This window comes from Metapseudomonas otitidis, assembly GCF_900111835.1.
In the GTDB taxonomy this organism is placed as follows: Bacteria; Pseudomonadota; Gammaproteobacteria; order Pseudomonadales; family Pseudomonadaceae; genus Metapseudomonas; species Metapseudomonas otitidis.
In genome coordinates, this window is record NZ_FOJP01000007.1 from 153,525 (window position 1) to 176,667 (window position 23,143).

Here is a 23,143-nt window from a genome sequence, read left to right on the forward strand (position 1 = left end):
AAACTCAAGATTTCAACGCTTCGGCCAGCTTCGCGATCTTGCCGCGAACCGAGCCATCGATAACCAGGTCGCCGGCACGGATCACGACACCGCCGATGAGGCTGGTGTCTTCCGCAGCGTGCAGTCGCACTTCCCGGCCAAGCCGAGCGCTGAGAACCTTGGCGAGTTTGTCTTGCTGTTCAGTGTTCAATGCGAAGGCACTGGTGACTTCCACGTCGATCGACTTCTCCTGCTCGGCCTTGTACAGCTCGAACAGTTCGACGATCTCCGGCAACAGGCCGATGCGGCCGTTTTCGGAGAGGACGCGGATGAAATTGCCTACCTGAGCATCGAATTTGTCGCCAACCACCTCGATGAAGGTGTTGGCTTTCTCTTCGCTCGTCAGACGCGGGGCTTTGAGCACCTGCTGCATGGTGGTGTCCTGAGACACCGCAGCGGCCAGGCCAAGCATGGCCGACCAGGCGGCCAGCTGCTGATGGGCCTGGGCGTACTCGAAAGCCGCCTTGGCGTAAGGTCGGGCCAGCGTGGTCAGTTCTGCCATGATCGCCCTCGCTTAGATTTCGGCGGCCAGTTTGTTAACCAGCTCCGCGTGCGCGTTTTGATCGATAGTGGCACCCAGGATCTTCTCGGCACCGCTGACGGCCAGGCTACCCAGTTGGGCACGCAGCGCGTCTTTGACACCGTTGAGTTCCTGCTCGATCTCGGCCTGAGCCTGCGCCTTGAGGCGCTCGCCTTCGGTGCGGGCCTGATCGCGAGCTTCGTCGACGATCTGGGTAGCACGCTTCTTGGCTTGCTCGATGATTTCAGCTGCCTGAGTCTTGGCCTCGCGCAGTTGCTGGGCCACTTTCTCGTGGGCCAGCTCCAGGTCACGAGCCGCGCGGTTGGCAGCGTCCAGGCCGTCGGCGATCTTCTTCTGACGGTCGCGCAGTGCCGTGATGACCGGAGGCCACACGAACTTCATGCAGAACAGTACGAAGATGAAGAACGCGACGGACTGGCCGATCAGGGTTGCATTAATATTCACGCCAACACCTCGCTCGTTCGTTGTCAGTCCAATTCCCTAAGGAAGGGATTACTGGGCTACCTGAGCAATGAACGGGTTAGCGAAGGTGAAGAACAGAGCGATACCAACGCCGATCATGGTCACGGCGTCCAGCAGGCCGGCGACGATGAACATTTTGACCTGCAGCATCGGGACCATTTCCGGCTGGCGAGCAGCGCCTTCCAGGAACTTGCCACCCAGCAGACCGAAGCCGATAGCGGTACCCAGGGCACCCAGACCAATCAGCAGAGCTACGGCGATCGCGGTGAGACCTACTACAGTTTCCATTTTTCCTCCCGACTTTATGTCGTGTTGGTTAGGTTTAAGTGAAGCGGTAGAACGAAATCGTTTTGGTGTTCCCATCGCCCTTTCGGGCATTCCCGCGCGGACTGCGGCGGGACCATCGCTAGCTTGAGACGCCTCCTGCTGTTCCTCCCCGTGGGGAAGACAGCCAGGAGGCGCCGCGCGCTATCAATGGTTGTCTTCGTGCGCCATCGACAGGTAGACGATGGTCAGCATCATGAAGATGAAGGCCTGCAGGGTGATGATCAGGATGTGGAACACGGCCCACGCCCACTGCAGGGCGATGCCGAGGCCGCTGAGCAGCAGGATGCCGGCGCCGAACATCACGGCGATCAGGATGAACACCAGTTCGCCGGCGTACATGTTGCCGAACAGTCGCAGGGCGAGGGAGATCGGCTTGGCGATCAGGGTGACGAATTCGAGCAGGAAGTTCACCGGGATCAGCAAGATCTGCACGGCGATGTTCTTGCTGCTGAAGGGGTGCAGGGTCAGTTCGCCGATGAAGCCGCCGATGCCTTTCACCTTGATGCTGTAGAAGATGATCAGGGCGAACACGGAGAAGGCCATGCCCAGGGTCGCGTTCGGGTCGGTGGTCGGTACGGCGCGGAAGAACAGGTGCTCGTTACCGGAGATCTTGGCGGCCAGCATCGGGATCCAGTCCACCGGGACCAGGTCGATGGCGTTCATCAGGAAGATCCAGACGAAGATGGTCAGCGCCAGCGGGGCGATCAGCGGGTTACGGCCGTGGAAGGTGTCTTTGACGTTGGTGTCGACGAAGTCGACCATCACTTCCACCAGGTTCTGCAGGCCACCGGGAACGCCGGAGGTGGCCTTCTTGGCCGCCATGCGGAACAGGAAGACGAACAGCAGACCGAGGCCGATGGACCAGCCCAGGGTGTCCACGTGGAACGCCCAGAAGCCCATTTCCTTGGCTTGTTCGGCGGTGTGGGCGAAGCCCCACTCGCCGGACGGCAGCTTACCGAAGGTCAGGTTTTGCAGGTGGTGCTGGATATAGCCCGAAGCGGTTTGCTCTGCCATGTTTGCCTCAAACGCCCTAAGGTTTCGAATATCTTGTTCTCATCAGCAGGGGAGCGAACCAGCTGACCGATTGCGTCAGCAGGAAGGCACCGAACAAGGCCGGCGCCTCCAGTGGTTTCACGCCTGCAAACGTCAGTGCGAAAAGCACTGCCGTCAGAATCAACTTGCCCATCTCGCCGGCGTAGAACGACCGGACGATCGCCTGGGCTGCCCGGGCACCGCTGTAGCGGAAGGCCTTGTGGGCGAAGTACAGGTTCGGCAACCAGGCGATAAGCCCCCCGCACAAGCCAGAGTACCCGGCGACCGTGCCGCGCCACTGCCAGAGAACGACGGTGGCGATCAGCAATACGACCCCTTGGACGAGCAGCACCGGGAAGACCGGTAGACGATGGAAGGGCAAGCGATTCGGCGTGCGGATATCCATCGCAGCATGTCCTCTGAGTCGGCGCCTTGAATCAATGACTTGGCATACTTTGTGCCGACAAAATTGCGCGCAGAGTATAGGGGCCTAACCCCCCCCGTTCAACTGCCCGGTAGTGAAATCCGACTATCCGCTACATGCCCAGATGTTTCAGCGGATGTGGGCCAGGACACCCTGCAATTCGTCGAGGGAGTTGTAGCGGATCACCAGCTGTCCCTTGCCCTTCTGCCCGTGCTTGATCTGCACCGGAGCGCCCAGGCGCTCAGCCAGGCGCTGTTCGAGCCGGCTGATGTCCGGGTCGGACTTGACCGCGTCGACAGGCTTCTCGCGGGTGTTCAGCCACTGCCTCACCAGTGCCTCGGTTTGGCGCACGGTGAGCCCGCGTGCGACAACATGTCGCGCGCCTTCCACCTGGCGTTCCAGGGGCAGGCCGAGCAGTGCACGGGCATGGCCCATTTCCAGGTCGCCATGGGCCAGGAGGGTCTTCACCTCTTCCGGCAGGCCGATCAGGCGCAGCAGGTTGGTGATGGTGACGCGGGACTTGCCCACCGCTTCGGCCACCTGTTGCTGGGTGAGCTGGAACTCCTGCTGCAGGCGCTGAAGCGCCACGGCCTCTTCGATAGGGCTGAGGTCTTCACGCTGGATGTTCTCGATCAGCGCCATGGCGATGGCGGCTTCGTCCGGTACCTCACGCACCAGGGCCGGGATGCGGTCCAGACCGGCCTGCTGGCTGGCACGCCAGCGGCGCTCACCGGCAATGATCTCGAAGCGGCCGCCACCGATGGGGCGCACCACGATGGGTTGCATGACGCCCTGGGCCTTGATCGACTGGGCCAGCTCTTCGAGGGCGGTGGGATCCATGTCCCGGCGGGGTTGGTACTTGCCGCGCTGGATCAGGTCCAGAGGCAGGTTCTGCAGCTCGCGAGTATCGGCCTTGCTGGCCTCCTCCTGCAGGACGGTGGCGTTGTTGCCGCCCAGCAGGGCGTCCAGGCCACGACCCAGGCCTCGTTTTTTCGCTGCCATGCGGTTTCCTTATGCGGTAGCTGTTCTGGCGCCGGCGCGCTGTCGGCGAACCACTTCGCCAGCCAGCGCAAGGTAGGCGATGGCGCCACGGGATTGCTTGTCGTACACCAGCGCCGGCATGCCGAAGCTGGGTGCCTCGGCGAGGCGTACGTTGCGGGGGATGACGGCGTCGTAGAGCTTGTCGCCGAAGTGCTCCTTGAGCTGGGCGCTGACGTCGTTGGTGAGGCTGATGCGCGGATCGTACATGGTGCGCAACAGGCCTTCGATCTTCAGTTCGGGGTTCAGCAACTGGCCGATGCGCTGGATGCTGTTGATCAGGTCGGACAGCCCTTCCAGTGCGTAGTACTCGCACTGCATGGGGATGATCACACCATCGGCCGCCACCAGGGCGTTGATGGTGAGCATCGACAGGGACGGCGGGCAGTCGATGAGGATGTAGTCGTAGTTCTCCCGCACCGGTGCCAGGGCATAGCGCAGGCGGCTTTCCTTCATCTTCATTTCCAGCAGGGCCACTTCCGCCGCGGTCAGGTCGCGGTTGGCCGGCAGCAGCTGGTAGCCACCGTGCTCGGAGAACTGTATGGCGTCGGCCAGGTCGCACTCACCAATCAAGACGTCATAGATGGAATGCTCCAGGGCGTGCTTGTCGATGCCGCTGCCCATGGTGGCGTTGCCCTGGGGATCGAGGTCGATCAGCAGGACACGACGCTTGGTGGCGACCAGCGACGCAGCCAGGTTGATGCAGGTGGTGGTCTTGCCCACTCCGCCCTTCTGGTTGGCGATCGCGAATACCTTGGCCATGGCTGCCTTACCCCCCTTCATTCCGTGCGGCGCAGTATCAGCAGATGGCGTTGGCCTTGGCAACCGGGAACCGCGAGGGTGTGCTCCGCTTCGACCTTGAAGTCTTCGGGCATGCGCGCCAGTTCGTCATCCGGGCGCAGCCCCTTCATGGCCAGCCAGTGAGTGTCGCGGTCGCCCAGGTGGCGGGTCCAGCTGGCGAAGTCCTCCAGGGCACTGAATGCGCGGGAGACGATGCCGGCGAAGGGTTGCTCAGGACGGAAGGCTTCGACGCGTGCGTTGACCACACCGAGGTTCTCCAGACCGAGCTCCAGCTTCACCTGGGTCAGGAAGCGGGTCTTCTTGCCGTTGGAATCCAGCAGAGTGAAGCGACGCTCGGGGAAGAGGATCGCCAGGGGCACGCCGGGCATGCCGCCGCCGCTGCCGACGTCGAGCCAGTCATTGCCGCGCTCGGCGACGAAGGGCACCACGCTGAGGCTGTCCAGCAGATGGCGCGACACCATCTCGTCCGGGTTGCGCACCGCGGTGAGGTTGTAGGCCTTGTTCCACTTGATCAGCAGGGCCAGGTAGCCCATCAGCAGCCCATGCTGACGGGCATCGAGCGTTACGCCCAGGGTCGCGGCGCCCAGGGTCAGTTCTTCGGCGTGCCGGGAGGTGACGAGGGACATCAGGCACTTCTCTCCAGCGACTGACCGGCACCACGCTTCTTCAGGTGGATCAGCAGCAGCGAGATGGCCGCCGGGGTGACGCCGGGGATGCGCGAGGCCTGCCCCAGAGTCTCCGGACGGGCGTTGCCCAGCTTGTGCTGGATCTCCTTGGACAGCCCGGAGATGGCGGCGTAGTCCAGGTCATCGGGCAGGCGGGTGTTCTCGCTGGCGCGCAGGCGAGCGATCTCGTCCTGCTGGCGGTCGATGTAGCCGGCGTACTTGGTCTTGATCTCCACCTGTTCGGCCACCTGCGGATCCTCGGCGCCGTTGCCGGTCACTTCCACCAGGCCGGCGTAGTCGATCTCCGGGCGGCTGAGCAGGTTGAGCAGGTTGTATTCGTGGGTGAGCGGCGTGCCAAAACGCTCGGCGATGGCATCGCCCTGGGGCGTACCGGGACGTACCCAGGTGCTCTTCAGGCGCTGCTCTTCCAGGGCGATGCCCTCGCGCTTGGCCTCGAAGGCGGCCCAGCGGCGGTCGTCCACCAGGCCCAGTTCGCGACCTTTTTCGGTCAGGCGCAGGTCGGCGTTGTCCTCGCGGAGGATCAGCCGGTACTCGGCCCGCGAGGTGAACATGCGGTAGGGCTCCTGGGTGCCCAGGGTGATGAGGTCATCCACCAGCACGCCGATGTAGGCCTCGTCACGACGGGGGCACCAGGCTTCACGGCCCTGGGCACGCAGTGCGGCGTTGGCGCCGGCCAGCAGGCCCTGTGCACCGGCTTCTTCGTAGCCGGTGGTGCCGTTGATCTGCCCGGCGAAGAACAGACCGCCGATGACCTTGGTCTCCAGGCTGTACTTGAGGTCGCGCGGGTCGAAGTAGTCGTACTCGATGGCGTACCCGGGACGCACGATGTGGGCGTTCTCCATGCCACGGATGGAGCGGACGATGTCCAGCTGTACATCGAAGGGCAGCGAGGTGGAGATGCCGTTCGGGTACAGCTCGTGGGTGGTCAGGCCTTCCGGCTCAAGGAACACCTGGTGGCTGTCCTTGTCGGCGAAGCGGTGGATCTTGTCCTCGATCGACGGGCAGTAGCGCGGGCCGACCCCTTCGATGACCCCCGAGTACATCGGCGAGCGGTCGAGGTTGCTGGCGATGATCTCGTGGGTGCGGGCATTGGTGTGGGTGATCCAGCAACTGACCTGGCGCGGGTGCTGCTCCTTGTTGCCCAGGAAGGACATCACCGGGATCGGTGTATCACCGGGTTGCTCGGTCATCACCGAGAAGTCGACGGAACGGCCATCGATGCGCGGGGGAGTGCCGGTCTTCAGGCGTCCGACCCGCAGGGGCAGCTCCCGCAGGCGATGAGCCAGGGCGATGGACGGCGGGTCTCCGGCACGACCACCTGAATAGTTCTGCAGCCCGATGTGGATAAGTCCGCCGAGGAAGGTGCCAGTGGTCAGTACCACGGATTCGGCATGGAAGCGCAGGCCCATCTGGGTCACGACCCCCTTCACCTGGTCGTTTTCCACAATCAGGTCGTCGCAGGCCTGCTGGAATATCCACAGGTTCGGCTGGTTTTCCAGGATCTCGCGAATGGCCGCCTTGTAGAGGACACGGTCAGCCTGGGCACGTGTAGCGCGTACTGCCGGGCCCTTGCGGCTGTTGAGTACGCGGAACTGAATGCCGCCCAGATCGGTGGCAGTGGCCATGGCGCCGCCCAATGCATCGATTTCCTTGACCAGGTGGCTCTTGCCGATGCCGCCGATGGCCGGGTTGCAGCTCATCTGGCCCAGGGTTTCGACGTTATGGGTCAGCAGCAAGGTCTTAACGCCCATGCGGGCGGATGCCAGCGCGGCCTCGGTACCGGCATGACCGCCGCCGATCACGATCACGTCAAAACGGGAAGGGAAATCCACCACGCACCTCGTGCCTGTTCTGGAAGGGGGAAATAGGGAAGGCCGCAAGTATAGGGATTTAGCCTTCTTGAATGAAGCCTTCTGCACAAAAAATAGCCAATAGGTGATTCCGCAAGTTTTCCACAACCGCTTCTCCTGACTAACCCTTCTTGTGGAAAACCCTCGTGAGTAGAAAAAAGAAAAGAGAAGAGAATTTCTTAAAGAGCTTGTTCTTGTGTTTATGTATGGTGAAACGCCTTTCTGTGGATAAGTGCCTGTCAGCCACTAAACACAATGCGTGTAGCCAAGGATAAGCCTGTCGAGTTCCTGGCGGTTTCCTGGGGGATGCCCGTGTCGGGCCTGTGGATGAAAAGTAAGCTTATTCACAGGGCAGTTATCCTCCGTCTTTTACCCAGGGTTATGGACGGGGTTCAGGCCAGGTTATCAACAGGGTTTATTCGGCGCGCAGGTGCCCATTCCACGCTGCCGTGGGTTGGCAGCATGGGGAGGGGGAAGTGGTCGTGGAGGGGGGAGCGGCTACTTGCCGATGCAGAAGCTGGAGAAGATCCGGCCCAGGAGGTCGTCGGAGCTGAATGCACCGGTGATTTCGCCCAGGGCCTGCTGTGCAAGGCGCAGGTCTTCCGCCAGCAGCTCGCCAGCGCCCAGGTGGGTGAGCTGATCACGGCCATGATCCAGATGGGTGCCGGCCTGCCGCAGGGATTCCAGGTGCCGGCGGCGGGCGCTGAAGCTGCTCTCGGCGGTCTGCTCGTAGCCCATGCAGGCCTTGAGGTGATCCCGCAGCAGCTCGAGGCCGGCGCCGGAGCGTGCACTGAGGCTCAGGGTGGCGTGGCCGTCGGCGGAGATTTCCAGCCCCACGGCTTCGCCGCTCAGGTCCGCCTTGTTGCGGATCAGCGTCACCCGCGCGGGGTCGGGCGAGGTGTCGAGGAACTCCGGCCAGAGGGCGAAGGGGTCGGCCGCTTCCGGTGCACTGGCGTCCACCACCAACAGGACGCGGTCAGCCTCGTTGATGGCCTTCAGGGCACGTTCCACGCCGATCTTTTCCACATGGTCGTCGGTGCTGCGCAAGCCGGCGGTGTCCACCACGTGCAGGGGCATGCCGTCGATGTGGATATGTTCACGCAGCACGTCTCGGGTGGTGCCGGCGATGTCGGTGACGATGGCTGCCTCTCGCCCCGCCAGGGCATTCAGCAGGCTGGACTTGCCGGCGTTGGGGCGCCCGGCGATGACAACGGTCATGCCGTCCCGCAGCAAGGCGCCCTGCCCTGCTTCCTTGAGGACTGTGGATAAGTCCGCGCGAACGCCGTCCAGCAGGCCGACCACATGGCCATCGGCGAGGAAGTCGATTTCCTCTTCCGGAAAGTCGATGGCGGCCTCCACATAGATGCGCAACTGGATGAGTCGCTCGGTCAACCCGTGTACCCGAGCCGAGAAAGCGCCCTGCAGGGAGCGCAGGGCATTTCGCGCGGCCTGTTCGGAGCTGGCTTCGATCAGGTCGGCGATCGCCTCGGCCTGCGCCAGGTCGAGCTTGTCGTTGAGGAAGGCGCGCTCGCTGAACTCACCAGGGCGTGCCAGGCGTGCGCCCAACGCGAGGCAGCGTTTGAGCAGCAGGTCGAGCACCACGGGGCCGCCGTGCCCCTGCAACTCCAGGACGTCTTCCCCGGTGAAGGAGTTCGGTCCGGGGAAGTACAGGGCAAGCCCTTCGTCCAGGGCGCCGTTCTCGCTGTCCCGGAAGGCGCCGTAATGGGCGAATCGGGGCTTGAGCGAGCGACCTGTGACGGCCTCGCCGATCTGTCCCGCCAGGGGACCCGAGACGCGCACGATACCGACACCACCCCGACCCTGGGCGGTGGCGACGGCGGCGATGGTTTCACGGGGCGCGTTCATGGGCTCTCCTTCAACGAGCGGATAGCAAGACGCCCCACGATGGGGGCGTCTTTTTTCAGGCGGTTCTGGCGTCAGGCACTGGCCTTGGTGGACGCTTCGATCTGCCGCGTAATGTACCACTGCTGTGCAATGGACAGGCAGTTGTTGACCACCCAGTAGATCACCAGGCCGGCCGGGAACCACAGGAAGAAGAAGGTGAAGATCACCGGCATCAGCTTGAGGACCTTGGCCTGCATCGGATCCGGCGGGGTCGGGTTCAGGTGCTGCTGGATGAACATGGTGGCGCCCATGATGATCGGCAGGATGAAGAACGGATCCTTGATCGACAGGTCGGTGATCCAGAACATCCAGGGGGCCTGGCGCATCTCGACGCTTTCCAGCAGTACCCAGTACAGGGCCAGGAAGACCGGCATCTGCACCAGGATCGGCAGGCAGCCGCCCAGCGGGTTGATCTTCTCTTTCTTGTACAGCTCCATCATCGCCTGGGACATCTTCTGGCGATCGTCACCGAACTGTTCCTTCAGCGCCTGCAGCTTGGGCGATACGGCACGCATGCGGGCCATGGACTTGTAGCTGGCGGCGGAGAGGGGGAAGAAGGCGAGCTTGATCAGCACGGTCAGGGCGATGATCGACCAGCCCCAGTTGCCGATCAGGCTGTGGATATGTTGCAGCAGCCAGAAGATCGGCTGGGCGATGAACCACAGGAAGCCGTAGTCGACGGTCAGTTCCAGGCCTGGGGAGAGTTCCTTCAGGTGGTTCTGGATCTTCGGACCGGCGTACAGCACGGCCGAGCTTTCACCCTGGCCACCCGCGGCGACGTTGAGGCTGGAGCCGACGAAACCGACGATGTAGTTGCCCTTGGTGTCCTTGCGGGTCTGGATGGTGTTGGTCTGGCCTTTTTCAGGAATCCAGGCCGTCACGAAGTAGTGCTGAAGCCAGGCGACCCAGCCGCCATCGACGGTTTCCTTGAACTCCTGCTTGTCGATGTCCTTGATGGAAATCTTCTTGTAGGGCTCGCTCGGGGTCCAGACGGCGGCACCCAGGTAGGTGGAGACGCCGGTGGCGGTGCTGGAGGACGGATCACCGCTGCCGTCACGCTTGAGCTGGGCATAGAGGTTGCCGGTCCAGGGCTGGCCGCTCTGGTTGTCGATGCGGTAGGTCACCTTGAGGTCGTACTGGCCGCGGGTGAAGGTGAAGCGCTTGGTGTAGTTCACACCGGCGTCGCTGTAGGTCAGGTCGACCACCAGTTGATCCTGGCCGTCGGCCAGCTTGTACTGGCGCTGGGCAGAGGCATACATCGGGCGACCGCTGGCACGACCATCCGGGCCGTTGGCACCGATCAGACCGCTCTGGGCCAGGTAGGTACGCTCGTTGCCGTTGTCGAACAGCTGGAACGGAACATCCGGGTGATCCTGGCGACGGGGGTACTTCGGCAGCGTCAGCTGGACGATGTCACCACCGTTCGGATCGATGGCGATGTTCAGCACGTCGGTGTCGACACGGATCAGCTCGTTGCTTGGCGCGCTCTGTGCCGTCATGGGGGCGCTGGCTTGGCCAGGTCCCTCGGCGGTGGGCACGTCGTCGCTGCTGCGTTGGGCCGGCGAACCGGTTTCCGGCAGGGAAGACGGTGCACTGGAGGCAGCGGTGCTGGTGGTCGGCAGTGCGGCCTGGCCGTAGTCCTGGTTCCACTGGAGAACCATGAGGTAGGACACGATCGCCAGGGCGACTATCAGGATCGAGCGTTGGATATCCATGATTACTCGGCCATCGAAGAGGATTGGGATGTGTTGGCAGGGGGAACCGGGTCATAGCCGCCGGGGTTCCAGGGGTGACAGCGACCCAGTCGGCGCAGGGTCAGCCAGCCACCACGCAGGACGCCATGACGTTCGATGGCCTCCTGTGCATAACAGGAACAGCTGGGATAGAAGCGGCAGTGACTGGCCATCAGCGGGCTGATGGCGTAGCGATAGAACTGGATCGGAACGAGGGCCAGTTTACGCATGAGGGGTGTCGGCCATCCCTGGTTCGGTCGGAGACTCAGGGCGAGGCCGGCTGCGTGCAAGGCGCTTCCAGAGTTTGCCGAATTGCTGCTTGAGCTCTTCGTTCTCCAGATCGCCCAGGCCTCGCTTGGCCACGATCACGATGTCCCAGCCGGCCAGCAACTCGAGGTTGTGGCGGAAGGATTCGCGTATCTGGCGTTTGAGGCGGTTGCGCTCGACGGACAGCTTGACGCTCTTCTTGCCGATCACCATGCCCAAGCGGGGATGATCGAGGGCGTTGTCACGTGCGAGCAGCAGGACATTCCTGCCGGGGACCTTGCCGGAAGGGGAGTCGAAGACCGCCTTGAATTGCCGGGGGACCAGTAGTCGCTTTTCCCGGCCGAAGCCTCGACTCACCACCTGTTCCGGGTGAATCAGACGGTCAGGCGCTTGCGGCCCTTGGCGCGGCGACGCGACAGGACTTGGCGGCCGTTCTTGGTGGCCATACGAGCACGGAAACCGTGGGTACGAGCGCGCTTGAGGGTGCTGGGCTGGAAAGTGCGTTTCATGATTCGTTACCTGGTTGATCACAACGGGCCGAGGTGGCCCCCGTTTAAGAGACCGGCAATTCTAGAGAAATGGCGTGAGCAGGTCAATTTCCAACCAGCGATGAATCCCAGGCAGGAATAGATAGAAAAGAAGATGGATTAAAGAAGGATGAATGAGCTTATAGATGTAGTGAGACCCTCTGCCTGTGGAAAACTGCCTCAAGGGGCCGGGTTGCGCACAAGCTGGCCCGGGAAAAGCCTGTCAGCAAGTCGGGGAGCAGCTGTGCCGGGGCTGTTGGCAAGCGGGGCATAATTCGGTCTGTTGTCCACAGGCTCTTTGTGCACTGGGTTATCCAGGGCCTTGTATACCGAGCTAAGCGGTCGTTATCCACAGCTTTCACGGGCTATCCCAGGTGCTGCGTGGTGCGTCAATAAGGCATTGATTTTCCTTGGCGAATCGACGAATTGCATGTGGATAACTTGGCCGCTGACCGCTACACTATGCGCCAGCTTTTTCACCGCACTCCTTTCCTACCTGGGGGACATCCGTGTCAGTGGAACTTTGGCAGCAGTGCGTCGATCTTCTGCGCGACGAACTGCCCGCCCAGCAATTCAACACCTGGATCCGTCCGTTGCAGGTCGAGGCCGAGGGTGACGAACTCCGGGTCTACGCCCCCAATCGTTTCGTATTGGACTGGGTCAACGAAAAGTACATGGGCCGCCTGCTGGAGTTGCTCAGTGAGCGAGGCAATGGCCTGGCGCCTGCCCTGTCGTTGCTGATCGGCAGCAAGCGCAACCGGCCGCCGCCCCGTGTCGCCCCCGTTCCCGTTTCCGCGCCGCCTGTGATTACCCCTGCGCCCGTGGCGCCGGTGGCTGCACAGCGTGTCGAGACGGTCGAGGAAAGCCGCGCGAGCCTCGATCCGCTCGCTTCCGTCTCGGCACCGCCTGCCGTTCGTACCGAGCGCTCGGTACAGGTAGAAGGTGCGTTGAAGCACACCAGCTACCTGAACCGTACCTTCACCTTCGAGAACTTCGTCGAAGGCAAGTCCAATCAGTTGGCCCGTGCTGCAGCCTGGCAGGTGGCGGACAACCCGAAGCACGGCTACAACCCGCTCTTCCTTTATGGGGGCGTGGGTCTCGGCAAGACCCACCTGATGCACGCAGTGGGTAACCACCTGCTGAAGAAGAACCCCAACGCGAAGATCGTCTACCTGCACTCCGAGCGTTTCGTCGCTGACATGGTCAAGGCGCTGCAGCTGAATGCGATCAACGAGTTCAAGCGCTTCTACCGCTCGGTGGACGCGCTGCTCATCGACGACATCCAGTTCTTCGCCCGCAAGGAGCGTTCCCAGGAGGAGTTCTTCCACACCTTCAACGCCCTGCTGGAGGGCGGCCAACAGGTGATCCTCACCAGTGACCGCTATCCGAAGGAGATCGAGGGGCTCGAGGAGCGCCTGAAGTCCCGCTTCGGCTGGGGCCTGACGGTGGCCGTGGAGCCGCCGGAGCTGGAGACCCGTGTGGCGATCCTGATGAAGAAAGCCGAGCAGGCCAAGGTCGACCTGCCCCACGATGCCGCGTTCTTCATCGCCCAGCGCATCCGCTCCAACGTCCGTGAGCTGGAAGGTGCGCTCAAGCGGGTCATCGCCCACGCGCACTTCATGGGGCGCGAGATCACCATCGAGCTGATCCGTGAATCCTTGAAGGACCTGCTGGCCCTGCAGGACAAGCTGGTCAGCATCGACAACATCCAGCGCATCGTCGTCGAGTACTACAAGATCAAGATGTCGGACATGCTGTCCAAGCGCCGCTCGCGCTCCGTCGCGCGGCCGCGCCAGGTGGCCATGGCACTGTCCAAGGAACTGACCAACCACAGCTTGCCGGAAATCGGCGACGCCTTTGGTGGACGAGACCACACGACTGTTCTGCATGCCTGTCGTAAGATTGCGGAACTCAGGGAATCCGACGCGGATATCCGCGAGGACTACAAGAACCTGCTGCGTACACTGACCACGTGACCGTTCAAGCGCAGCCCATTGAGGCAAGGGACTAGACCATGCATTTCACCATTCAACGCGAAGCCCTGTTGAAACCCCTGCAACTGGTCGCCGGCGTCGTCGAGCGCCGCCAGACCTTGCCGGTCCTCTCCAATGTGTTGCTGGTGGTTGAAGGCCAGCAGCTGTCGCTGACCGGTACCGACCTTGAGGTCGAGCTGGTCGGGCGCGTAGTCCTCGAAGAAGCGGCTGAGCCGGGTGAGATCACCGTACCGGCGCGCAAGCTGATGGACATCTGCAAGAGCCTGCCCAGCGATGCGCTGATCGATATCCGCGTCGACGAGCAGAAGCTGCTGATCAAGGCCGGCCGGAGCAAGTTCACCCTCTCCACCCTGCCTGCCAATGACTTCCCCACCGTGGAAGAAGGCCCGGGCTCGCTGAACTTCAGCCTGGTGCAGAGCAAGCTGCGTCGTCTGATCGAACGCACCAGCTTCGCCATGGCCCAGCAGGACGTGCGCTACTACCTCAACGGCATGCTGCTGGAAGTGAACGCCGGCGTGCTGCGTGCTGTTGCCACCGATGGCCACCGCCTGGCGATGTGCGCCATGCAGGCTGGCATCGAAGGTGTGGATCGTCACCAGGTGATCGTGCCGCGCAAGGGCATCCTCGAACTGGCTCGCCTGCTCACAGAGCAGGATGGCGAAGTCCGCATCGTGCTTGGCCAGCACCACATCCGTGCCACCACCGGCGAGTTCACCTTCACCTCCAAGCTGGTCGACGGCAAGTTCCCGGACTACGAGCGTGTGCTGCCCCGTGGCGGCGACAAGCTGGTCGTCGGTGATCGCCAGGCTCTGCGTGAGGCCTTCAGCCGTACCGCGATCCTGTCCAACGAGAAGTACCGTGGTATTCGCCTGCAACTGGCGGCCGGCCTGCTGAAGATCCAGGCCAACAACCCGGAGCAGGAAGAGGCGGAAGAGGAAGTGGCCGTCGAGTACGGCGGCAGCAACCTGGAGATCGGTTTCAACGTCAGCTACCTGCTCGACGTGCTGGGTGTGATGACCACCGACCAGGTGCGCCTCATCCTGTCCGACTCCAACAGCAGCGCCCTGCTCCAGGAAGCCGACAACGACGACTCTTCCTATGTCGTCATGCCGATGCGCCTGTAACACGCTCGATGTCCCTCAGCCGCGTCACCGTCACCGCGGTGCGAAACCTGCACCCGGTGACGCTCTCCCCCTCCCCCCGCATCAACATCATCCATGGCGACAACGGCAGCGGTAAGACCAGCCTGCTCGAAGCCATCTACCTGCTCGGGCTTGCCCGATCCTTCCGCAGCAACAAGCTGCAGCCTGTCATCCAGCACGACCAGCCAGCCTGTACCGTCTTCGGCCAGGTCGAACTCCTGGAGGGGCGTAGCAGCAGCCTGGGCATATCCCGGGAGCGGAATGGGGAGTTCCAGATTCGAATCGACGGGCAGAATGCCAAGAGCGCTGCTCAGCTTGCCGAAACCTTGCCGCTTCAAGTCATCAATCCGGACAGCTTCCGTCTTCTGGAAGGTGCTCCAAAGATTCGTCGGCAGTTTCTCGACTGGGGAGTGTTCCACGTGGAACCTCGTTTTCTCCCCGCCTGGCAGCGCCTGCAGAAGGCCCTGAGGCAGCGGAACTCGTGGCTCCGGCATGGTACACTTGACGCCGTTTCGCAGGCGGTCTGGGACCGTGAGCTGACCCTCGCAAGTGCGGAAATCGATGGCTATCGACGGGCCTACATCCAGGCGTTGAAGCCGGTTTTCGAACGCACCTTGCAGGAGCTGGTACAGATCGAAGGGCTCACCCTCAGCTATTACCGCGGATGGGACAAGGACAAGGAGCTTGCCGATGTGCTGGCCACTTCCCTTCTCCGCGACCAGCAAATGGGGCATACCCAAGCCGGCCCCCAGCGCGCCGACCTGCGATTGCGATTAGGCGGGCATAACGCCGCCGAGATTCTTTCCCGAGGCCAGCAGAAGCTGGTGGTCTGCGCGTTGCGCATCGCCCAGGGGCACCTGCTCAACCAGGCCAAACATGGCCAATGCATCTATCTGGTGGACGACCTTCCGTCTGAACTGGATGAACAGCACCGGCGCGCCCTTTGCCGTTTGCTGGACGAATTGGATTGCCAGGTATTCATCACCTGCGTCGATCACGAACTAATGAGGGACGGCTGGCGAACGGATACGCCGGTAGCCATGTTCCACGTGGAACATGGTGGTATCACCCAGACCTTTGATCATCGGAGTGAAGCATGAGCGAGAACAACACGTACGACTCTTCCAGCATCAAGGTGCTGAAGGGACTGGACGCCGTACGCAAGCGCCCGGGTATGTACATCGGCGATACCGACGATGGGACCGGTCTGCACCACATGGTCTTCGAAGTGGTGGACAACTCCATCGACGAAGCCCTGGCGGGTTACTGCTCCGAGATCAGCATCACCATCCACACCGATGAGTCGATCACCGTCCGTGACAACGGCCGCGGCATTCCGGTGGATATCCACAAGGAAGAAGGGGTCTCCGCTGCCGAGGTCATCATGACCGTGCTCCACGCCGGCGGTAAGTTCGACGACAACACCTACAAGGTGTCCGGTGGCCTCCACGGCGTGGGGGTTTCCGTGGTCAACGCCCTGTCCGAGGAGCTGCGCCTGACCATTCGCCGTGCAGGCCAGGTCTGGGAGCAGATCTATCGCCACGGCGTTCCCCAGTTCGCCCTGCGTGCCGTTGGCGAGACCGACGGAACCGGTACCGAGGTGCACTTCAAGGCCTCTGCCGAGACCTTCACCAATATCCATTTCAGCTGGGACATCCTCGCCAAGCGTCTGCGCGAACTGTCCTTCCTCAACTCCGGCGTGGGCATCCTCCTGCGTGACGAGCGCAGCGGGAAGGAAGAAATGTTCAAGTACGAGGGCGGCCTGAAAGCCTTCGTCGAATACCTGAACACCAACAAGACCATCGTCAATGAGGTCTTCCACTTCAACATCCAGCGCGAAGAAGACGGCGTGGGTGTCGAGGTGGCGCTGCAGTGGAACGACAGCTTCAACGAGAACATCCTCTGCTTCACCAACAACATTCCCCAGCGTGACGGCGGTACCCACCTGGCAGGCTTCCGCTCTGCCCTCACCCGTCACCTGAACAACTACATCGAGCAGGAAGGCCTGGCGAAGAAGTACAAGATCGCCACCACCGGTGACGATGCCCGCGAAGGCCTGACCGCCATCATCTCGGTCAAGGTGCCGGACCCCAAGTTCAGCTCGCAGACCAAGGACAAGCTGGTCTCCAGCGAGGTGAAGACCGCCGTTGAGCAGGAAATGGGCAAGTACTTCGCCGACTTCCTGCTGGAGAACCCCAACGAAGCCAAGGCCGTCGTCGGCAAGATGATCGACGCCGCCCGTGCCCGTGAGGCTGCGCGCAAGGCCCGCGAGATGACACGCCGCAAGGGCGCCCTGGACATCGCCGGCCTGCCCGGCAAGCTCGCCGACTGCCAGGAGAAGGACCCTGCCCTTTCCGAACTCTACATCGTGGAGGGTGACTCCGCGGGTGGCTCGGCCAAGCAAGGCCGCAACCGCAGGACCCAGGCCATCCTCCCGCTGAAGGGCAAGATCCTCAACGTGGAAAAGGCCCGTTTCGACAAGATGCTGTCCTCCCAGGAAGTCGGCACCCTGATCACCGCGCTGGGCTGCGGGATCGGGCGCGAGGAGTACAACATCGAGAAACTGCGCTACCACAACATCATCATCATGACCGACGCCGACGTGGACGGTTCGCACATCCGTACCCTGCTGCTGACGTTCTTCTTCCGTCAGATGCCGGAGCTGATCGAGCGCGGCTACGTCTACATCGCCCAGCCGCCCCTGTACAAGGTCAAGCGTGGCAAGCAGGAGCAGTACATCAAGGACGACGAGGCCATGGACGAGTACATGACCCAGTCGGCCCTGGAAGACGCCAGCCTGCACGTCAACGAGAACGCCCCGGGCCTGTCGGGCGAAGCCCTGGAGCGTCTGGTCAACGAATACCGCGCCGTCATGCGCACCCTCAAGCGTCTGTCCCGCCTGTACCCGCAGGAGCTCACCGAGCACATGGTCTACCTGCCCCGCGTCAGCGTGGAGCAGCTGTCCGACCAGGGCGCGATGGAGGGCTGGCTCAAGCAGTTCGAAGAGCGCCTGAAGGGCGCGGAGAAGTCCGGCCTGACCTATTCCATCAGCCTGCGTGAAGACCGCGAGCGCCACCTGTGGCTGCCCGAAGTCCAGCAGACCGCTCATGGCCTGTCGCACTACGTGACCTTCAACCGCGACTTCTTCGCCAGCAATGATTACCGCCAGGTCACTACCCTCGGCGAGCAGCTCAACAGCCTGCTGGAAGAGGGGGCCTACGTGCAGCGTGGCGAGCGTCGCAAGCCCGTCAGCAGCTTCAAGGACGCCCTGGCCTGGTTGATGACCGAAAGCACCAAGCGCCACACCATCCAGCGATACAAAGGCCTTGGCGAGATGAACCCGGAGCAGCTGTGGGAAACCACCATGGACCCGAACGTCCGCCGCATGCTCAAGGTGACCATCGAGGACGCGATCGCCGCGGACCAGATCTTCAACACCCTGATGGGCGATGCGGTGGAACCCCGCCGCGACTTCATCGAGAGCAACGCTCTGGCGGTGTCCAACCTCGACGTATAACCCACCCGAGTGCTTGGCTATGCTTCCAGCCCCGGCCCTGTGCCGGGGCTTTTTATTGGGAACAGGAAAGGAGTGCACCTCATGCAGGAAACCCAAGGCTCGCCGGAGGCGCCCGTCAGCGATGACGTGCTGATGGACTATCTCGAGCGACAGCTGCGCAGCGGCAGGGTAAAGGTCGGCGTGCTGATGGTGCAGTTCGAGAAGGCATTTCCCGGTGTGGAGCGGGATCGCCTGGTGCGCTGTTTCAATGCACTGGAATCGCGCTATCTGAAGCGCTGAATCCCGTCCGGGCAATCAGCTTATGCACCAATCGTCGGTTTTCCAGAGGAAAGCTGTGAGGCCCGACTGACGCGGGCCTCAGGCAGGAAACAATCAATTGCCGGGATTTTTATCCACAGCTTTTCAACAGATCAGGCAGGCGTGGAATCCGCCGCTTCCACAGGCTGGGGGGCGGCGCCTTCGATCCGCTGCTGGGCCTGCTCGACCCAGGCGTAGGCGCGGTCGTTCAGCTCGGCAATGGCACGAGGCCCCTCCCCTTCTGCGTACATCGCCGGGCCTATCTCCACCTGGATGGTGCCGGGGTACTTGGCCCAGCCCACCTTGGGCCAGAACAGCCCGGCGTTGTGCGCTACCGGCAACACCGGCAGCCCTGCGTTGACTGCCAGTGCAGTGCCGCCGCGGGAGAACTTGCCCATCTGCCCCACCGGAACCCGGGTTCCTTCCGGGAACACCAGCACCCAGGCCCCCTGGCGCAGGCGCTCGTCGCCCTGGCTGGCGAGCTGCTTGAGCGCAGCCTTGGGGTTGCTGCGGTCGATGGCGATGGGGCGCAGCAGGGCCATTGCCCAGCCGAAGAACGGCACGTAGAGCAGCTCGCGCTTCACCACCTGGCTGAGGGGTTCGAAGAAGCCGGAGAGGAAGAAGGTTTCCCAGGTGCTCTGGTGCTTGGAGAGGATCACGCAGGGCGTCTGCGGAATGTTCTCCATGCCCCCAACGCGGTAGTCGACACCCGCCACCACCTTGGCCAGCCAGACCGCGAAGCGGCACCAGCGCCAGATCACGAAGCGGTAGCGTGCGCGGAACGGCAGGAAGGGTGCGACCAGGAAGCTGATCGTGCCCCAGACGAAGGCACTGGACGACAGCAGCAGGTAGAAGAGGACGGTTCTGATGGCCTGCACTGTCGTCATGGTTCCTTGCCTTGGCTAACTGAGGAGATGGTTGGCGACGGCCGCCAGGTCGTCGAATACGAGGACGTCCCCGGGCACGCCTTTGGCCAGGGTTCGCTCGCCCTTGCCGGTTCTAACCAGCACAGGCTGACAATCGACGGCTCTGGCCGCCTCCAGGTCACCGCTGCTGTCGCCGACGAACCAGATGCCGCCCAACGGTACGCCGTAGTGCTCGGCAATCTGCAGCAGCATGCCCGGCTTGGGTTTGCGGCAATCGCAGCCGTCGTCGGGCCCGTGGGGGCAATGGACGATCAGGCCGACGTCGCCGCCCTGCTCCGCCACCCGCTCACGCAGCCGCGCATGCATGGCGTCGAGGGTTTCCAGGGGGTAGTAGCCACGCGCGATGCCCGACTGGTTGGTGGCCACGGCCACGGTCCAGCCCGCACGCGAGAGGCGCGCAATGGCCTCGATGGCGCCCGGGATCGGGATCCATTCATCGAGGCTTTTGATGTAGGCGTCGGAGTCATGGTTGATGACGCCGTCGCGGTCGAGGATGAGCAATTTCATGGTGCGTCCTGTCAGCCAACCGCAGGCGTGTCGCCTGCGGTTGGCTCAGCCTTTAGCCGAGAACGGAGATGTCGGCGGCGCCGAGGAACAGGCCGCGCAGCTTCGCCAGCAGGGCGTAGCGGTTCGCACGGACGGCCGCGTCATCGACGTTGACCATCACCGCCTCGAAGAACGCATCCACCGGCTCGCGCAGGCTCGCCAGGCGGCCCAGGGCTTCGCTGTAGCAACGGGCGGCTGCCATGGGGGCGACGGCACGCTCGGCCTCTGCCACGGCTGCGGCAAGGGCCTTCTCGGCGTCTTCCTGCAGCAGGGCGCTGTCGACCACGGCCGGTACTTCGCCTTCGGCCTTGCCCAGCAGGTTGGAGACGCGCTTGTTGGCGGCGGCCAGGGCTGCGGCTTCGGGCAGGGCGCGGAAGGCCTGCACGGCTTGCACGCGCTGGTCGAAGTCCAGGGCCGAGGTCGGCTTGAGGGCACGGACGGAGAGGTACACCGCCACGTCCACGCCTTCGTCTTCGTAGCGGGCGCGCAGGCGGTCGAAGATGAAGTCCAGCACCTGGGTGGCCAGGCCGTCCGCCTTCACCTTGTCGCCGTACTGGGCGATGGCGAAGCCGACGGCGTCGTCCAGGTCCAGGTCCAGCTTCTTCTCGATCAGGATGCGCAGTACGCCGAGGGCCTGGCGGCGCAGGGCGAAGGGGTCCTTGCTGCCGGTGGGCAGCATGCCGATGCCGAAGATACCCACCAGGGTGTCCAGCTTGTCGGCCACCGCCAGCGCAGCACCGGTCAGGGTCTGCGGCAGCTCGGCGCCGGCGCCACGCGGCATGTACTGCTCGTTCAGGGCGTGGGCGACGTCGTCCGCTTCACCGTCGTTCAGGGCGTAGTAGTAGCCGGCGATGCCCTGCATTTCCGGGAACTCGCCGACCATCTCGGTGGCCAGGTCGCACTTGGCGAGGATGCCGGCACGGGCGGCTTTCACCGGGTCGGCGCCGACGCGCTCGGCGATGTGGGCGGCCAGTGCGGAAACGCGCTCGGCCTTCTCGTACACGGTGCCGAGCTGGGCCTGGAACACCACGTTCTTCAGGCGCTCGTTGAAGGTTTCCAGCTTCTGCTTCTTGTCCTGCTTGAAGAAGAACTCGGCGTCGGTCAGGCGCGGACGCACGACCTTCTCGTTGCCCGAGATGATCTGCGCCGGGTCCTTGCTCTCGACGTTGGCCACGGTGATGAAGCGCGGCAGCAGCTTGCCGTTGGCATCCAGCAGGCAGAAGTACTTCTGGTTGTCCTGCATGGTGGTGATCAGGGCTTCCTGGGGCACTTCGAGGAAGCGCTCCTCGAACGAGCACACCAGCGGCACCGGCCACTCGACCAGTGCCGTCACCTCGTCCAGCAGGTCCGCCGGTACCACGGCGCTGCCCTTCTGCTCGGCAGCCAGTTGGTCGACGCGCTTGGCGATCAGCTCGCGGCGCTCGGCGAAGTCGGCCAGCACGTAGGCGGCGCGCAGGTCCTCCAGATAGCTGGAAGGCTTGCTGATGCGGATGTTCGCGGGGTTGTGGAAGCGGTGGCCACGGGACTCGCGGCCCGCCTTCTGGGCGAGGATCTCGCAGTCCACCACGTCATCGCCGAAGAGCATCACCAGCCACTGGGTCGGGCGCACGAACTCTTCGCGGCGAGCAGCCCAGCGCATGCGCTTGGGAATCGGCAGGGCGGCCAGGGAGGCCTCGACGATGCCGGCCAGCAGGCCCTTGGCGGGTTGGCCGGGGATGGTCTGGCTGAACTTCAGCTTCGGCCCGCTGGTGTCGATCTGTGCCAGGTCGACGCCGCACTTCTTGGCGAAGCCGAGGGCGGCCTGGGTCGGGTTGCCGGCGGCGTCGAAGGCGGCCTGCAGCGGCGGGCCGTCGAGGTTGACGCTGCGGTCGGGCTGCTGGGTGGCCAGTTGCTCGACCAGCACCGCCAGGCGGCGCGGCGCGGCGTAGACGCGGGCGGCGCCGTGGCTCAGGCCAGCCGTCTTGAGGCCACCGAGGATGCCGGCGAGGAAGGCGTCACCCAGGGACTTGAGGGCCTTGGGCGGCAGCTCTTCGGTGCCCAGTTCGACGAGGAAATCTTGTGCACTCATTCTGCCGCCTCCAGCTTGGCCAGTACTTCGTCACGCAGTTCGGGGGTCGCCATGGGGAAGCCCAGGCGCGCGCGCGCCTGCAGGTAGCTCTGGGCCACGGCGCGGGCCAGGGTGCGCACGCGCAGGATGTAGCGCTGGCGCTCGGTCACGGAGATGGCGCGGCGGGCATCCAGCAGATTGAAGGTGTGGGAGGCCTTGAGGACCATCTCGTAGGTCGGCAGCGGCAGCTGCAGCTCGATCAGGCGGTTGGCCTCGCTCTCGTAGAAGTCGAAGAGTTCGAACAGCTTCGGCACGTTGGCGTGCTCGAAGTTGAAGGTGGACTGCTCCACTTCGTTCTGGTGGAACACGTCGCCGTAGGTGACCACGCCGAAGGGGCCGTCGGTCCACACCAGGTCATAGACCGAGTCCACGCCCTGCAGGTACATGGCCAGGCGCTCCAGGCCATAGGTGATCTCGCCGGTCACCGGGTAGCACTCGATGCCGCCGACCTGCTGGAAGTAGGTGAACTGGGTGACTTCCATGCCGTTCAGCCAGATTTCCCAACCCAGGCCCCAGGCGCCGAGGGTGGGAGACTCCCAGTTGTCCTCGACGAAGCGGATGTCGTGCACCAGCGGGTCGATGCCGATGGCCTTCAGGGAGCCCAGGTACAGCTCCTGGAAGTTCTCCGGGTTGGGCTTCAGGACCACCTGGAACTGGTAGTAGTGCTGCAGGCGGTTGGGGTTCTCGCCGTAGCGGCCGTCAGTGGGGCGGCGCGAGGGCTGCACGTAGGCGGCGTTCCAGGTCTCCGGGCCGATGGCGCGGAGGAAGGTGGCGGTGTGGAAGGTACCGGCGCCCACTTCCATGTCGTAGGGCTGGAGCACCACGCAGCCCTGCTCGGCCCAGTACTGCTGCAGGGCGAGGATCAGGTCTTGGAAGGTGCGCACGGCGGGCGTAGTCTGGCTCACGAATTTCACCTGTGCTGGGTATTCGACTGAAAGGGCGCGAGTATACCCGATCCGACCCGCCGCAACCGCATGGAAAG

The 23,143-nt window shown here is 63.4% G+C and carries 23 protein-coding genes; 5 read left to right on the top strand and 18 right to left on the bottom strand.

From position 1 onward, the window contains the following. Positions 1-4: 4 nt before the first annotated feature. The 14 genes from BM198_RS10570 to rpmH all read right to left on the bottom strand — a co-directional run bounded on the left by BM198_RS10570 (position 5) and on the right by rpmH (position 11,614). Positions 5-541 (bottom strand): F0F1 ATP synthase subunit delta, encoded by a 537-nt coding sequence (locus BM198_RS10570; protein WP_044410011.1) that lies wholly within the window; start codon positions 539-541, stop codon positions 5-7. A 12-nt stretch (positions 542-553) separates the two neighbouring features. Next, a complete protein-coding gene (locus tag BM198_RS10575) occupies positions 554-1,024 on the bottom strand; it encodes a F0F1 ATP synthase subunit B (RefSeq protein WP_044410014.1) in 471 nt (156 codons plus the stop codon). Between the two features lie 48 nt (positions 1,025-1,072). Continuing rightward, on the bottom strand, positions 1,073-1,330 hold the full coding sequence (gene atpE, locus BM198_RS10580; protein WP_003457994.1) for a F0F1 ATP synthase subunit C: 258 nt from the start codon (positions 1,328-1,330) through the stop codon (positions 1,073-1,075). 183 nt (positions 1,331-1,513) lie between these two features. Next, a complete protein-coding gene (gene atpB, locus BM198_RS10585; RefSeq protein WP_044410020.1) occupies positions 1,514-2,383 on the bottom strand; it encodes a F0F1 ATP synthase subunit A in 870 nt (289 codons plus the stop codon). A 16-nt stretch (positions 2,384-2,399) separates the two neighbouring features. Beyond that, a complete protein-coding gene (locus tag BM198_RS10590) occupies positions 2,400-2,807 on the bottom strand; it encodes a F0F1 ATP synthase subunit I (RefSeq protein WP_074969823.1) in 408 nt (135 codons plus the stop codon). 147 nt (positions 2,808-2,954) lie between these two features. Further along, the gene (locus BM198_RS10595) at positions 2,955-3,827 is read right to left on the bottom strand and encodes a ParB/RepB/Spo0J family partition protein (RefSeq protein ID WP_074969825.1); all 873 of its coding nucleotides are present in this window, start codon (positions 3,825-3,827) and stop codon (positions 2,955-2,957) included. 9 nt (positions 3,828-3,836) lie between these two features. Beyond that, complete coding sequence (locus BM198_RS10600) at positions 3,837-4,625, bottom strand: ParA family protein (RefSeq protein WP_074969827.1); 789 nt, start codon at positions 4,623-4,625, stop codon at positions 3,837-3,839. A 17-nt stretch (positions 4,626-4,642) separates the two neighbouring features. Then, entirely contained in the window at positions 4,643-5,290 is a 648-nt protein-coding gene (rsmG, locus tag BM198_RS10605) for a 16S rRNA (guanine(527)-N(7))-methyltransferase RsmG (protein ID WP_074969829.1), read from the bottom strand. Beyond that, positions 5,290-7,182 carry a tRNA uridine-5-carboxymethylaminomethyl(34) synthesis enzyme MnmG gene (mnmG, locus tag BM198_RS10610; protein ID WP_044410034.1) on the bottom strand — a complete coding sequence of 631 codons (1,893 nt, stop codon included), beginning with the start codon at positions 7,180-7,182 and terminating at the stop codon, positions 5,290-5,292. The genes rsmG and mnmG overlap by 1 nt, the downstream gene beginning before the upstream one ends. Before the next feature lie 516 nt (positions 7,183-7,698). Next, complete coding sequence (mnmE, locus tag BM198_RS10615) at positions 7,699-9,066, bottom strand: tRNA uridine-5-carboxymethylaminomethyl(34) synthesis GTPase MnmE (protein WP_074969831.1); 1,368 nt, start codon at positions 9,064-9,066, stop codon at positions 7,699-7,701. 71 nt (positions 9,067-9,137) lie between these two features. Continuing rightward, positions 9,138-10,820 carry a membrane protein insertase YidC gene (yidC, locus tag BM198_RS10620; RefSeq protein ID WP_074969832.1) on the bottom strand — a complete coding sequence of 561 codons (1,683 nt, stop codon included), beginning with the start codon at positions 10,818-10,820 and terminating at the stop codon, positions 9,138-9,140. A gap of 2 nt (positions 10,821-10,822) precedes the next feature. Then, the gene (gene yidD / locus BM198_RS10625) at positions 10,823-11,068 is read right to left on the bottom strand and encodes a membrane protein insertion efficiency factor YidD (RefSeq protein WP_074969834.1); all 246 of its coding nucleotides are present in this window, start codon (positions 11,066-11,068) and stop codon (positions 10,823-10,825) included. Further along, positions 11,061-11,465: a ribonuclease P protein component gene (gene rnpA, locus BM198_RS10630; protein WP_074969836.1), complete on the bottom strand. Its 405-nt coding sequence runs from the start codon at positions 11,463-11,465 to the stop codon at positions 11,061-11,063. Before rnpA ends, yidD begins: the two co-directional genes overlap by 8 nt. A gap of 14 nt (positions 11,466-11,479) precedes the next feature. Then, complete coding sequence (gene rpmH, locus BM198_RS10635; protein ID WP_003458028.1) at positions 11,480-11,614, bottom strand: 50S ribosomal protein L34; 135 nt, start codon at positions 11,612-11,614, stop codon at positions 11,480-11,482. Positions 11,615-12,141: 527 nt separating this feature from the next. Here rpmH and dnaA point away from each other — a divergent pair. The 5 genes from dnaA to BM198_RS10660 all read left to right on the top strand — a co-directional run bounded on the left by dnaA (position 12,142) and on the right by BM198_RS10660 (position 18,564). Next, positions 12,142-13,608 carry a chromosomal replication initiator protein DnaA gene (dnaA, locus tag BM198_RS10640; protein WP_074969838.1) on the top strand — a complete coding sequence of 489 codons (1,467 nt, stop codon included), beginning with the start codon at positions 12,142-12,144 and terminating at the stop codon, positions 13,606-13,608. A 38-nt stretch (positions 13,609-13,646) separates the two neighbouring features. Beyond that, complete coding sequence (dnaN, locus tag BM198_RS10645; RefSeq protein ID WP_044410051.1) at positions 13,647-14,750, top strand: DNA polymerase III subunit beta; 1,104 nt, start codon at positions 13,647-13,649, stop codon at positions 14,748-14,750. 8 nt (positions 14,751-14,758) lie between these two features. After that, a complete protein-coding gene (gene recF / locus BM198_RS10650; protein WP_074969840.1) occupies positions 14,759-15,868 on the top strand; it encodes a DNA replication/repair protein RecF in 1,110 nt (369 codons plus the stop codon). Next, entirely contained in the window at positions 15,865-18,285 is a 2,421-nt protein-coding gene (gene gyrB, locus BM198_RS10655) for a DNA topoisomerase (ATP-hydrolyzing) subunit B (RefSeq protein ID WP_044410057.1), read from the top strand. The genes recF and gyrB overlap by 4 nt, the downstream gene beginning before the upstream one ends. Before the next feature lie 81 nt (positions 18,286-18,366). Continuing rightward, the gene (locus BM198_RS10660; protein ID WP_074969842.1) at positions 18,367-18,564 is read left to right on the top strand and encodes a hypothetical protein; all 198 of its coding nucleotides are present in this window, start codon (positions 18,367-18,369) and stop codon (positions 18,562-18,564) included. A gap of 131 nt (positions 18,565-18,695) precedes the next feature. Here BM198_RS10660 and BM198_RS10665 read toward each other — a convergent pair whose 3' ends face one another. The 4 genes from BM198_RS10665 to glyQ are packed head-to-tail and all read right to left on the bottom strand — an operon-like array spanning position 18,696 to position 23,066. After that, positions 18,696-19,469 (bottom strand): lysophospholipid acyltransferase family protein, encoded by a 774-nt coding sequence (locus BM198_RS10665; protein WP_044410063.1) that lies wholly within the window; start codon positions 19,467-19,469, stop codon positions 18,696-18,698. 15 nt (positions 19,470-19,484) lie between these two features. Beyond that, on the bottom strand, positions 19,485-20,015 hold the full coding sequence (gene gmhB, locus BM198_RS10670; protein WP_074969844.1) for a D-glycero-beta-D-manno-heptose 1,7-bisphosphate 7-phosphatase: 531 nt from the start codon (positions 20,013-20,015) through the stop codon (positions 19,485-19,487). Between the two features lie 52 nt (positions 20,016-20,067). Further along, positions 20,068-22,122: a glycine--tRNA ligase subunit beta gene (gene glyS / locus BM198_RS10675; protein WP_044410069.1), complete on the bottom strand. Its 2,055-nt coding sequence runs from the start codon at positions 22,120-22,122 to the stop codon at positions 20,068-20,070. After that, positions 22,119-23,066, bottom strand: a complete 948-nt coding sequence (gene glyQ / locus BM198_RS10680) for a glycine--tRNA ligase subunit alpha (protein WP_069561838.1) — start codon at positions 23,064-23,066, stop codon at positions 22,119-22,121. The genes glyS and glyQ overlap by 4 nt, the downstream gene beginning before the upstream one ends. Positions 23,067-23,143 lie beyond the last annotated feature (77 nt).